Source organism: Marivivens sp. JLT3646 (assembly GCF_001908835.1).
In the GTDB taxonomy this organism is placed as follows: Bacteria; Pseudomonadota; Alphaproteobacteria; order Rhodobacterales; family Rhodobacteraceae; genus Marivivens; species Marivivens geojensis.
Genome location: NZ_CP018572.1, coordinates 1,338,705 through 1,350,266, shown reverse-complemented (window position 1 = coordinate 1,350,266; position 11,562 = coordinate 1,338,705). Strand labels below are relative to the sequence as shown.

At 54.6% G+C, this 11,562-nt stretch carries 12 protein-coding genes; 5 read left to right on the top strand and 7 right to left on the bottom strand.

Annotation, left to right across the window (positions count from 1 at the left end; translation table 11 throughout):
* Positions 1-55: 55 nt before the first annotated feature.
* From BSK21_RS06675 to guaA, 3 genes are all read right to left on the bottom strand, one after another.
* Positions 56-1,144: an OmpP1/FadL family transporter gene (locus BSK21_RS06675; protein WP_067545088.1), complete on the bottom strand. Its 1,089-nt coding sequence runs from the start codon at positions 1,142-1,144 to the stop codon at positions 56-58.
* A 236-nt stretch (positions 1,145-1,380) separates the two neighbouring features.
* Positions 1,381-1,668, bottom strand: a complete 288-nt coding sequence (locus tag BSK21_RS06670) for a putative quinol monooxygenase (RefSeq protein WP_067545086.1) — start codon at positions 1,666-1,668, stop codon at positions 1,381-1,383.
* On the bottom strand, positions 1,665-3,224 hold the full coding sequence (guaA, locus tag BSK21_RS06665) for a glutamine-hydrolyzing GMP synthase (protein WP_067545083.1): 1,560 nt from the start codon (positions 3,222-3,224) through the stop codon (positions 1,665-1,667). The genes BSK21_RS06670 and guaA overlap by 4 nt, the downstream gene beginning before the upstream one ends.
* Positions 3,225-3,370: 146 nt before the next feature.
* On the opposite strand from guaA, the gene BSK21_RS06660 reads away from it, so the two are divergent.
* Positions 3,371-4,921 (top strand): trimethylamine methyltransferase family protein, encoded by a 1,551-nt coding sequence (locus tag BSK21_RS06660; protein ID WP_067545080.1) that lies wholly within the window; start codon positions 3,371-3,373, stop codon positions 4,919-4,921.
* A gap of 21 nt (positions 4,922-4,942) precedes the next feature.
* Here BSK21_RS06660 and BSK21_RS06655 read toward each other — a convergent pair whose 3' ends face one another.
* Complete coding sequence (locus BSK21_RS06655) at positions 4,943-5,242, bottom strand: DUF6477 family protein (protein ID WP_067545077.1); 300 nt, start codon at positions 5,240-5,242, stop codon at positions 4,943-4,945.
* 224 nt (positions 5,243-5,466) lie between these two features.
* On the opposite strand from BSK21_RS06655, the gene BSK21_RS06650 reads away from it, so the two are divergent.
* Complete coding sequence (locus tag BSK21_RS06650) at positions 5,467-6,549, top strand: DUF6456 domain-containing protein (protein WP_067546526.1); 1,083 nt, start codon at positions 5,467-5,469, stop codon at positions 6,547-6,549.
* A gap of 41 nt (positions 6,550-6,590) precedes the next feature.
* Positions 6,591-7,523: a hydrogen peroxide-inducible genes activator gene (locus tag BSK21_RS06645; RefSeq protein ID WP_067545074.1), complete on the top strand. Its 933-nt coding sequence runs from the start codon at positions 6,591-6,593 to the stop codon at positions 7,521-7,523.
* On the opposite strand, the gene BSK21_RS06640 is transcribed toward BSK21_RS06645, so the two are convergent.
* The gene (locus tag BSK21_RS06640) at positions 7,520-8,068 is read right to left on the bottom strand and encodes a peroxiredoxin (RefSeq protein ID WP_067545071.1); all 549 of its coding nucleotides are present in this window, start codon (positions 8,066-8,068) and stop codon (positions 7,520-7,522) included. The two genes, BSK21_RS06645 and BSK21_RS06640, sit on opposite strands and share 4 nt — an antisense overlap.
* 172 nt (positions 8,069-8,240) lie before the next feature.
* Here BSK21_RS06640 and lipA point away from each other — a divergent pair, with 172 nt between their 5' ends.
* Positions 8,241-9,191 carry a lipoyl synthase gene (gene lipA / locus BSK21_RS06635; RefSeq protein ID WP_067545068.1) on the top strand — a complete coding sequence of 317 codons (951 nt, stop codon included), beginning with the start codon at positions 8,241-8,243 and terminating at the stop codon, positions 9,189-9,191.
* Positions 9,192-9,227: 36 nt separating this feature from the next.
* On the opposite strand, the gene BSK21_RS06630 is transcribed toward lipA, so the two are convergent.
* Positions 9,228-9,671: a type II toxin-antitoxin system RatA family toxin gene (locus BSK21_RS06630; protein WP_067545065.1), complete on the bottom strand. Its 444-nt coding sequence runs from the start codon at positions 9,669-9,671 to the stop codon at positions 9,228-9,230.
* A 142-nt stretch (positions 9,672-9,813) separates the two neighbouring features.
* On the opposite strand from BSK21_RS06630, the gene hpt reads away from it, so the two are divergent.
* On the top strand, positions 9,814-10,356 hold the full coding sequence (hpt, locus tag BSK21_RS06625; RefSeq protein WP_067545061.1) for a hypoxanthine phosphoribosyltransferase: 543 nt from the start codon (positions 9,814-9,816) through the stop codon (positions 10,354-10,356).
* Between the two features lie 34 nt (positions 10,357-10,390).
* Here hpt and BSK21_RS06620 read toward each other — a convergent pair whose 3' ends face one another.
* Positions 10,391-11,551 (bottom strand): ammonium transporter, encoded by a 1,161-nt coding sequence (locus tag BSK21_RS06620; protein WP_067545058.1) that lies wholly within the window; start codon positions 11,549-11,551, stop codon positions 10,391-10,393.
* Between the last annotated feature and the right edge of the window lie 11 nt (positions 11,552-11,562).

Genomic DNA, 11,562 nt, shown 5'->3' with positions numbered 1-11,562 from the left:
CCACACAAAAAAGCCCCGCACAATGGCGGGGCTTTGAGAATTTTATCGGCTGATATTAGTAGTTATACGCCAGCTTCAGACCGATTGCGGTTGCCGAGTTGTCGGTGAAAGAAGAGCCTGGAAAAGCAGGATTTGTTGTTGTCACCGGTTTTGTAATTGCATCGCCAAGCCAAACTTTACGAATGCCACCAGAGAGCTCCATCCCATTTTCGAAGGCATAAGCGCCACCGATTGAAAGGCTCGTGTAACCATCCGTTGCAGACAATTGACCACCTTCCTGGCCACTTGTTTCTTCAAATCCTACTGAGACAAGGCCAGAAAAGTTTTCACTAAATTTTCGGCCAACGCCTAATGTATATGAATAGGTATCGCGGTTACGAAAATCAGTTAATACTCCCAATACTGGAGAAATTCCCATAAGGGTCGAGTCGGTTATTTCGGCCTCAGACCAATCGGCCCATCTTACTGAAGCGAATACAAGGGTGTTTTCTGCTACACCGGTTTGAAAGTCTACGTTTACAGACTGAGGAGCTTTCGCTGTTGCATTCCCATTGGTGCCTTCAAGGAAAAGTTCGGTGGCAGATGAGTAAGTAACTGATGCGCGAAGCGCGATTTCTGGAATTTCATATGCAGTACCAATAACATAACCAGTATCCGAACCCTTCGAGTATGACGAACTATAGGTAATCACTTCCAACGGAGCTGTATATGAACCCTCGGCAGAAATAACTCGCGGACCTGCATAAGCGCTCCAGTTTTCATTGATGTGATACTGCGCCAATAATGTCAGTCCACTCGACGACACGTCAGCTTCTGCGCCAGATAACGGATAGCCAGCTCCATAAGAAATTCCCGCTCCGAATGGCTCGTCCATGATAAATGCCAACGAAACTTTTTCATTTACATCGGTTTTGAAAGCCAAACCAAACGTGGTGTAATCTGGTGCCACATCGCCAGTCGAGAGGGCTGGTCCTGCTCGCAAGGCACCAGTGACATCGGCGGTAATCGACCCGAACGAAATCTCTGCGTAGGTGCCTTCTTCGAACAGAGCGGTGATGCTCTGACCGGAACGGTCCATGCCGCCTGCGTAGGCTGCGGTGGTGCCGAGTAGCAGGGCGATGCCTGCGCCTGTAAACTTTTTCATGTTTTTGATCCCTGATTACCGTCACGTAAGCTGACGGTCTCCTTCTCCAATGACGTGAACGTTAGCTAACCGAAAGTTGATCGGTCAATTCTGACGCCGCGTAAGATGTTTTCTCATGACTTAAGGTAACAGGGGGCGTGGTAAACGGAAGGTTAACAGATGGATAGGAGCGAGGATAATTTGACAGAAGGTCAAATCTGTTGCTGAGCCGCACCAAATAAACCGTTCAGTTTACTTTATTTCTTGAAATCATTTCGTTCGCGGATCGAATATTCACGCCGAATTCCTGCCGAAATCTCACCCCATGCAGAGGCCTTTACCCGCGCCTGATGTGCATTAAAACTCTCACGATCGGTAAAGAGTTCGGACACGTTGTAACGGCCCTCAACTTCGGGATCAGGGGTTACATCGAACCGCACACACCCCGTTTCAGCACGCGTGAGTTCTACATGAAGTGGAAGGGCGGCCGCGATTGCCTCGCGCCGCCCTTCAGGGACATCGATATATCCCGTGAGTTCGATCATTCGAGCTCGATCGTTCCCGGAGGCTTGGACGTGAGGTCGTAGAACACGCGGTTCACGCCTTTTACCTCGTTGATGATGCGTGTCATCGTTTCACCAAGGAATTCCTGCGTGAACGGATAGGTGTCCGCGGTCATACCGTCGACCGAGGTAACAGCACGGATCGCAACGGCGTAATCGTAGGTCCGACCATCTCCCATCACGCCAACAGTGCGCATCGGAAGGATCGCGGCGAAGGCTTGCCAGATTTCATCATACAGACCGTGTTTGCGGATCTGGTCGATGTAGACGGCATCCGCTTTACGCAGAATTTCCAGCTTTTCACGGGTGATCTCACCCGGGCAGCGGATCGCTAGACCTGGACCAGGGAAGGGGTGACGACCGATAAAGCTATCAGGAAGACCCAATTCACGGCCTAGCGCACGCACTTCGTCTTTGAACAACTCGCGGAGTGGTTCGACCAGTTTCAGGCCCATCTTTTCCGGCAAACCGCCTACGTTGTGATGCGATTTGATGGTGACCGAAGGGCCGCCCGAGAAAGACACGGATTCGATCACGTCCGGATAGAGTGTGCCTTGGGCGAGAAACTCTGCGCCTTCGATCTGGTCTGCATATTTCTGGAAAACGTCGATAAAGAGTTTACCGATGGTTTTACGCTTCACCTCAGGGTCGGAAATGCCTTCGAGTTCGCCAAGGAACAGGTCGCTTTCGTCCGCATGAATGAGGTTCAGGTTGTAGTTGTCACGGAACATCGCAACGACCTGTTCAGCTTCGTTCAAGCGAAGCAAACCGTGGTCAACGAACACGCAAGTCAGCTGGTCGCCAATCGCTTCGTGCAAAAGGATACCAGTGACCGAAGAATCGACGCCGCCAGACAAAGCACAGATGACTTGTTTGTCACCAACTTGTTCACGGATTTTTTCAATCATTTCCTGACGGTACGACGCCATTGTCCAATCGCCAGTGAACCCAGCCATTTTGACAAAGTTTTCCAGCATCTTTGCGCCGTTCGGGGTGTGGTGCACCTCGGGGTGGAACTGGACGGCGTAGAACTTGCGCGCTTCGTCAGCGACCATGGCGAGAGGCGCGTTCGGCGAAACACCGATCACTTCAAAACCAGGGGCGAGCTTTGTCACACGGTCGCCATGCGACATCCAAACCTGTTCTTTGCCCTCACCAAAGAGGCCAGCAAAGATCCCGTCGCCTTTGTGACCCTCAGCAGGCGTAACAAAAGCGCGACCATATTCAGCGTGGTGTCCAGCTTCGACCTTACCGCCGAGCTGTTCCATCATAACTTGCTGGCCGTAGCAGATACCAAAGATCGGCAGGCCCATGTCAAAGAGTTCTTGCGGCGCGCGGGGAGAGCCATCGCGCGTCACGCTGTCAGGACCACCAGAGAGGATCACGGCCTTCGGAGCAAGCTCACGAATGGTTTCAGCGGTGACCGACTGATAGGGGTGGATTTCGCAGTAAACCTTCAGCTCACGCAGGCGGCGCGCGATCAGCTGCGTCACCTGAGAACCGAAGTCGATGATAAGGAGGCGTTGATGCTGGGTCATGCCTGCGGAATAGGGCCGTGGCCGCTAAACCGCAAGCGTATTGTCGCTGGGGAAATGTCGCTTTTGCCCCCGATAGGACGCAAAATCCGCACCTCGTGCGTTTTTGGCGCGGTATTGAACGTCAAACACCTACCGGAGGGATAAATATGTCGGATGTTGCAGAGGCTCGTGGTCGTCGTGGACGTGGGGGTGGCGGTGCTGCCCGTCGTGCGGAACGGTCTGCCGTCAGCGTCGAAACGGCAAAATACATCGAACGCAACATTCCTAACCTCGAAGTCCTGAACGACGAGGCATTGGAAATCATCGAGAAAAACGCTGAAACGATTCTCGCTGAAGTTGGCGTAAACTTTGTCGATAACCCTGAGGCGCTCGAACTGTGGAAAGCAGCAGGCGCAGACGTTCAGGGCGAACGCGTTCGCATTCCCCGCGGCCTTGCTCGTGAACTGTGCAAAACCGCTCCTTCGAAATTCATCCAGCATGCGCGCAACCCTGAGCGCAGTGTTGAAGTCGGTGGCAAGAACCTCGTTCTGGCTCCGGTTTATGGTCCGCCGTTCGTGCGCGATAGCGAAGGTGGCCGTCGTTACGCGACCATGGCTGACTTTGAGAAGTTCGTGAAATTGGGTTACATGTCCAAGTGGCTGCACCACTCGGGCGGTACCGTTTGCGAACCGACCGATATTCCGGTGAACAAGCGTCACCTCGATATGCTTCTGGCGCACATGACCCTGTCGGACAAACCGTTCATGGGTTCTGTGACCGAACCGAGCCGCGCGCAAGATTCGGTTGAGATGTGTGAAATCCTGTTCGGCAAAGAGTTCGTTCAGGAAAACACAGTGATGACCTCGCTCATCAACATCAACTCGCCGATGACCTTCGACAGCATCATGATGGGTGCACTCGAAGTTTACGCTCGCAACAACCAAGCTTGCATCATTTCGCCGTTCATCGTTGGCGGTGCTATGGCTCCGGTTTCTGTTGCTGGCACGCTGACGCAGGTTCTGGCCGAAGTTCTCGCAGGCGTTGCTTACAGCCAGTTGATCCGCAAGGGCGCTCCAGTGATCTTTGGTGCGTTTGTGACTTCGATCGACATGGGGTCGGGCGCTCCGACCTTTGGTACGCCTGAAGCCGCTCTGATCACCTACGGTGCTGGTCAGCTCGCGCGTCGTCTGAACCTTCCGTACCGTTCTGCTGGTTCGTTCTGTGGTTCGAAACTGCCTGACGCTCAAGCGGCATATGAAACAGCGAACTCGCTGAACATGGGTCTGATGGCTGGTGTGAACTTCATGCTTCACGCTTGTGGTTGGCTCGAAGGCGGTCTGGTTGCCGACTTTGAAAAGTTCGTGATGGATGCGGACCAACTCGGTGCTCTGCACGGTCTGGCCCGCGGCATTGATATGTCCGAAAACGGTCAAGCGATGGACGCGATCCGCGAAGTCGGTCCTGGCGGTCACTACCTCGGTTGCGCTCACACTCAGGCGAACTTCCAGACCGCGTTCTGGCGCTCTGACCTCTTTGACTACAAGCCATTCGAGACTTGGGACGAAGAAGGTGCACGTGACACCCGCGCACTCGCTGCGAACCGCGTCGAAAAGATGATCGAAAACTACCGTCAACCTGTTCTCGATCCAGCTATTGAAAGCGCGCTTCGCGAGTATGTCGCGAACAAGAAGGCGTCGATGCCCGACAGCTTCACCTAAGACAATCAGCCCCGCAGCGCTTCAAACGCTGCGGGGTTTTGCATTGGCGCGTAGGTCGCGGGCTTCTGCCATGATAGCGATCAAAACTTCGACGTGCTTTGCAATCGAATACTCGGCCCGTGCGGCTATCCGATATTCATTCATCCTTCGCTCCAGTTCTAACAGTTTGACCAAAGCCTCAGAGCATTTTGGCAAATATGGGCTACGCAAAATGCGGGGCAGGTGGATTGTTCGTTTGTAATCATCCACCCCAAATCGCGCGGTCCGCACCAAAAGCGACGGACGATTGAGCGCCGCAACCATTCCAAAGATATCCAACATCGGTAAGTCCTTTCGCGTCAGAATTTCGAATATCCTGACACAGGTTTTCCCGTGTTGCGTGTGTTGTAATTCCAGCGTTCGGTCGTGCTACCAGAATTTATCTTTTTGAAACCATTATGATATGGCGTGGATTCCTTAACATTTAGGTAACCAACGCAATTATAGGTTGAAAAAGTGTTAAGGGCGCTGCGCCCTGACGTGGGATGGACGATCTGGGGAACACGATGACTGTAACTGCTGAAAGGGTGGCCATTGTCACGCATCTGCCTGCGTGGGTGCCCGATGCCGCACGGAACTATCTGGCGCATACCGAAACGGGGCTCTCGATACGGGCCTTGGCACGGGCGAGCGACTGCCACGCCTCCACGATCTTGCGCCAAGTACGACGGTTCGAAAACCGACGTGACGATCCGTTGGTGGATGATGCTCTGAGACGGCTGGCGGGACACATGCCCGCGCGGTCACCAGCGTCAGATGGGGAAACAGCCTTTATGAATGTCGAATTGCGCAATGATCCGAACCCTCAGCCGGATGGTCTGACCGAAGACCACATCACCCATGAAGCGAACCGGATCCTGCGGCGTCTATGTGAAACGGGCGCCGTTCTGGCGGTTGCTCGCGATATGGAAATGGCGGTCGTCGTGCGAGATGATCCTATCGGTGGAACAACGCGCACGGCGGTCACCGAACGCGCAGTCGCGCAGGCCTTTGCCTTGCGCGATTGGATTTGCTGCGACGATCCCGAAGCCCGCATTGTCCGCTATCGGATTACCAACAGTGGCCGTTCTGCAATCCGCCAAATGATCGAAGCCAGTGGGTTTGCGGAGCAGCAGAGCCCATTCATCTCGTCTATGGATGATCGGTTCTTTGACGACATTCGGATGGCGGGGCGTGTGACGATAGCGGAAAGTCCGCTGATTGGGCTGTCACGTCGTCGCGGGAAAGATGGGCAACCTTTTCTGACGCGGGATTTGGTGACGGCAGGAGAGCGGCTCCGCGAAGACTTTGAGCTAGCGAATATTGAGGCAAACACCCAATTGGATTGGGCTGCCCTGATTTTGGCTCCAGATGAAACGAACCTTCATTTAGATGGTGCGGGGCAGCGCGTTTTGTCGGCCCTTCATGACCTCGGCCCCGGACTTGGCGACGTAGCATTGCGCTGTTGTTGCTACCTTGAAGGATTAGAGGCAGCGGAACGAAAAATGGGCTGGGCCGCGCGTTCGGGGAAAATCGTGCTTCGCATCGCACTGCAGAGGTTAAAGCGGCATTACGATGTACAGGGCCAGTACGCGCCGAAAATCGGATAATGAAAACTTGCCCTAAGTTGAGTTTCAAATAAGTTCACCTGATGCGAACCACATTCAAACAACTCCGCTATATGATCGCTCTCGCAGAAGAAGGCAGCTTTGTTGCGGCAGCCGAACGTGTTCACGTCTCGCAACCAGCGTTGTCGCTTCAGATCAAAGAGATCGAAAGCAACCTTGGTGTCGATCTGTTCGAACGTCTTCCGCGTGAAGTGCGTTTAACGCGGGCTGGCCAGGTCGCAGTGGATCGCGCGCGTCAGATTTTGGCCGAGGTTGCAGATCTTGAAAAAGCGGTCCGTGATCAAAAAGGCTTGTCGGGGAGCCTCAAATTGGGGGTTATCCCAACCGTTGCGCCGTACCTGTTGCCGCTTGCGGTTACGGAAATTCGGGCACGTGATTTGATGCTAGAGCTTCGGATCAGAGAGGCCCAGACCGACCGATTGATCGAAGAGTTAAAACGCGGACGCCTTGATGCTGCTGTGATGGCGCTCCCGATCGCGGAAAAGGGGCTCGTCGCGCATCCACTGTTTGATGATCGGTTTCTGCTGGCTGGATCAAAGGGGCGGCTGGCCGCTCTTGCCGACCGAGGCGAGGCGCTGCGCCCGACCGAGATTGTCCCTGATCAGCTCCTTCTCCTCGACGAAGGGCACTGTCTTGCTGATCAGGCGCTTGAGGTATGCGGGTTACGTGGTCGCGGCCGTGTCGATTTAGGGGCGTCGTCACTGTCGACCCTCTGCGGCCTCGTGGCCGAAGGCTTCGGATTGACGCTGCTGCCTGAAATTGCGGTTCGAACCGAACAGGCCGCGCAATCGGGGCTGTCATTGATGCGGTTCAAAGGAGCGGAGCCGAAACGCACGCTTGCATTGGTGCGGCGGGAAACCACGACAGATGATGGATGGTTCACCGAATTGGCGGGTATTCTTACAAATGCCGGGCAGGGGCTTTTGACCCATGCCCGACAAGTCAGTCAGCCTTAGGCTGCTGCGGTTGCGTTGGCCTCTTTGAGCCACGCCATCACGGTTTCGGGCGAGGAAACGCCATAGGGGTCTTCACCGTGGTTGTCGCTGAGACCCGGCTCTTCGAACCATGCTTCGATTACGCCGTCATTGACGACGCAGGCATAGCGCCATGAGCGCAGACCGAAGCCGAGGTTATCTTTGCGTACCAGCATACCCATGCGACGGGAAAACTCGCCCGAACCGTCAGGAATGACTTTGACGTTTTTCAGACCCTGATCCTGCGCCCATTTGTTCATCACGAACGAGTCGTTCACGGACATGCAGTAGATTTCATCGATGCCTTCTGCAGCGAAGTCAGCAAAACCGTTTTCAAAACCCGGAAGTTGGTAGGTCGAGCAAGTTGGGGTGAATGCGCCCGGCAGCGAGAAAAGAACGACGCGCTTGCCCGCGAAATAGTCTGCAGTTGTCATGTCCTGCCAGCGGAACGGGTTCGGGCCGCCAACGGATTCATCACGAACACGGGTCTTAAACGTTACGTCGGGAAGCGTGTAACCAACTTTCATCTGTCTCTCCTAAAAAGTTGCTCTGCAGTGCAGCAAATCTTTCGGTTGTTTAGAATGATTCTACCCAAGCCACAATTCAGACCGAACCCTCAAATGGCGCATAGCTGCCATTCATTGCTTTCAAATCATAAAGAGACTATTTCGGTTCCATCATCGCTCAGGAGGAGGTCCCATGCGCGATCTTAAAATTCCGGATCAGCGGCATCCTGAAAAGGCGCACCGTCCAGACAACGCTCAGCCGAAAAAGCCGTCGTGGATCCGTGTGAAGGCGCCGACGTCCGACGGATACAAGAAAACCGCCGCGATCATGCGCGACCACAAGCTTGCCACTGTCTGTGAAGAGGCCGCGTGTCCGAACGCTGGCGAATGTTGGAGCCAAGGTCACGCCACCATGATGATCATGGGCGAGATTTGCACCCGTGGCTGCACCTTCTGTAACGTGGCAACGGGTAAACCGAACGCTCTAGACGTGTTTGAACCGGGTCGTGTAGCGGATGCGGTGCAAAAGCTGGGCCTCAACCACGTCGTAATTACATCCGTGGACCGTGATGATCTGGATGATGGGGGTGCGGAGCATTTCGCGCAAACGATCCGCGCTGTCCGCCATCGGTCGCCTGAGACAACCATCGAGGTTCTGACGCCAGACTTCCTGAAATGTGGACCTGAGGCGCTGGAAATCGTCGTTGAGGCGAAGCCTGATGTGTTCAACCACAACCTCGAAACCGTTCCGGCCCTGTATCACGAGGTTCGTCCTGGGGCGCGATATTTCCATTCGCTCCGTTTGTTGCAGCGCGTGAAAGAGCTCGACCCGTCGATGTTCACCAAATCGGGCATCATGGTTGGCTTGGGTGAAGAACGGCAGCAAGTGTTGCAAGTGATGGACGACATGCGGTCGGCAGATGTGGATTTCCTGACGATTGGCCAATACCTCCAGCCGACGCCGAAACACCACCGCGTTGATACCTTTGTCACACCCGAAGAGTTCAGCTCTTATGAAAAGTCGGCCTACGGCAAAGGTTTCCTGATGGTTTCAGCGACACCTTTGACGCGTTCATCCTATCACGCAGGCGACGATTTTGCCCGTTTGCGGGACGCACGAAACAAGAAATTGGGTCTTACTTAATCTTTCAGACGGTCCGCTACGGCGGGCCGTTTTCGTTTAGGCGTATAGAACGCCCGCGCGATCCTCGAACGCTTTCACAATACGCGACATTGCCTCGTTAAAGAACATGCCAGCAGCCCCTTGGAGCAGCTTGTTCTTAAACTCAAAATCCACGGAAAACGCCACTTCGCAGCCGCCGTCGACATCGCGAAAGTTCCAGACGGAGTTCAAGTGTTTGAACGGGCCGTCAATGTAGGAAGTGTCGATCTGCATCTTTTCCGGCCAAAGCGTGACGCGCGAGCCAAAGCTTTCGCGAAACACTTTGAACGACACCACGAGGTCCGCCAGCATAACCGCGTGATCGCCATGATCAGTCACTGACCGAATGCGCGCACCTGCCGTCCACGGAAGGAACTTTGGGTAGCTCGCCACATCGCCGACCAGATCGAACATCTGTTGCGCAGTGTAGGGCAGAACCTTTGTTTCGGCGTGGCTTGGCATTGTGGCCTCATCGGTTTTATCGCGTCTTTACTTACGGACCATGGCCCGCGATGCAAGAGGGCCATTTCGCCACATAGTCAAAATCGACTTTGACATAGGCGGACTGTTTTCAGACAAAGAGGCGTAACTAACGGAGAAACCGATGCCCAACCGTCCTTATGTCATTGACGAGATGATTTCCGCAAAGGCCATTGCCGCCCGTATCGAAGCCCTCGCCAAAGTGATTGAGACAGAGTTCGCAGACACTGACAAACTGGTTGTCGTTGGGCTTTTGCGCGGGTCGTTCGTGTTTATCGCAGATTTGGTGCGCGAGATTGGACTGCCGATTGAGGTCGATTTCCTTGAGGCATCGTCCTACGGCGACGGTATGGAGAGCAGCCGAGAGGTCCGCATCCTCAAAGACCTACGCGGTCAGATTGAAGGTCGCGATGTTCTGGTGGTCGAGGATATCATCGACACAGGTCATACTCTGTCCAAGGTGACTGAGTACCTCAAAACCCGCAAACCAGCGCGGCTTCGAACGATTGCGCTTTTGGATAAGCCAGCGCGTCGCGAGGTGCCGTTTAAGGCGGATTGGACTGGGTTTGAAATCCCTGATGAATTCGTTGTCGGCTACGGCATCGACTTTGCCCAGCGGAACCGAAATTTGCCGTTTATTGGATCGGTGAAATTCGTACAGGACTAAATGAAAAGGGGGCCACGCGGGCCCCCTGATCGTTTTAGGAGTTCAGTTCGTAGGCGCGTTCGCCATGAACGGAGAGGTCGAGGCCATTCGTCTCGGTCTCAAGATCAACGCGGATCGGGAAGATCAGTTTAACCACGTAAATAATGATCAGCGTGCCAACGACGGTAAAGATACCGACGATTGCAAGAGCGCCTAGCTGAGCGGTCCATGAGGCAGCGCCAAAGACAGCAAGCATGATCGTGCCGAAGATACCGCCGATACCATGAACAGCGAACACGTCGAGCGAGTCGTCGATTTTCAGTTTGTCACGGATCAGGACAACTGCTTCTTGGCAGAGGATGCCAGCGATAGCGCCGATGATCAGGGCCTCAACAGGACCGACAGAGCCAGCCGCAGGGGTGATCGATGCAAGACCTGCAATCGAACCCGTCACAATAGAGACAAGCGAGGCGCGGCCGAATTTGATGCGTTCCCAGAGTGCCCAAGACAGCGAAGCTGTCGCGGCCGAGAGGTGAGTCACCGTGATCGCCATTGCAGCCGAACCGTTTGCGGCCAAAGCTGAACCGCCGTTAAAGCCAAACCAGCCAACCCAAAGCATGCCTGCGCCGATGAACACGAGGCCCGGATTGTGCGGCGGCGTGTGTTTTGTTTTGCGTGGACCGAGGACTAGCGCGAGAAGGAGCGCTGCAAGGCCAGCGGTTTCGTGAACCACGATGCCACCTGCAAAATCGACAGTGCCCATCTGGGCAAGGAAACCACCGCCCCAGATCCAGTGGGTGACGGGTGCATAGATCAGCAGCATCCAAGCCGCAGAGAACGCCAGAACGAACCCAAAGCCGATACGTTCTACATATGCGCCGATAATCAGGGCAGGGGTGATGATCGCGAAGGTCATCTGGAAGGCAAAGAACAGCACTTCGGGGATGGTGCCCGATACTGTGTCAGCATCAACGCCAGTGAGGAACATCTTCGACAGACCGCCCCAAAATGCGCCTTCGCCGCCAAATGCGATAGAGTAACCAGCGACGAGCCACAGAATGCTCATCAGACAGGCAACTGCGAAGCAGTGCATGAACACGCTAAGTACGTTTCGGGCGCGGACAAGGCCCCCATAAAACAGTGCAAGGCCCGGCAGTGTCATGAATAGCACAAGCGCAGTGGCCACAAGAATCCAGGCGGTATCCGCTCCGTTCATTGTCCCCTCCA

Coding starts and splice junctions, on each gene's coding strand:
- BSK21_RS06630 (WP_067545065.1), bottom strand. CDS start 9,671: ATGCCAAGCCACGCCGAAACAAAGGTTCTGCCCTACACTGCGCAACAG.
- BSK21_RS06660 (WP_067545080.1), top strand. CDS start 3,371: ATGTCGGATGTTGCAGAGGCTCGTGGTCGTCGTGGACGTGGGGGTGGC.
- guaA (WP_067545083.1), bottom strand. CDS start 3,224: ATGACCCAGCATCAACGCCTCCTTATCATCGACTTCGGTTCTCAGGTG.
- BSK21_RS06645 (WP_067545074.1), top strand. CDS start 6,591: ATGCGAACCACATTCAAACAACTCCGCTATATGATCGCTCTCGCAGAA.
- BSK21_RS06655 (WP_067545077.1), bottom strand. CDS start 5,242: ATGTTGGATATCTTTGGAATGGTTGCGGCGCTCAATCGTCCGTCGCTT.
- BSK21_RS06640 (WP_067545071.1), bottom strand. CDS start 8,068: ATGAAAGTTGGTTACACGCTTCCCGACGTAACGTTTAAGACCCGTGTT.
- BSK21_RS06620 (WP_067545058.1), bottom strand. CDS start 11,551: ATGAACGGAGCGGATACCGCCTGGATTCTTGTGGCCACTGCGCTTGTG.
- BSK21_RS06675 (WP_067545088.1), bottom strand. CDS start 1,144: ATGAAAAAGTTTACAGGCGCAGGCATCGCCCTGCTACTCGGCACCACC.
- lipA (WP_067545068.1), top strand. CDS start 8,241: ATGCGCGATCTTAAAATTCCGGATCAGCGGCATCCTGAAAAGGCGCAC.
- BSK21_RS06670 (WP_067545086.1), bottom strand. CDS start 1,668: ATGATCGAACTCACGGGATATATCGATGTCCCTGAAGGGCGGCGCGAG.
- hpt (WP_067545061.1), top strand. CDS start 9,814: ATGCCCAACCGTCCTTATGTCATTGACGAGATGATTTCCGCAAAGGCC.
- BSK21_RS06650 (WP_067546526.1), top strand. CDS start 5,467: ATGACTGTAACTGCTGAAAGGGTGGCCATTGTCACGCATCTGCCTGCG.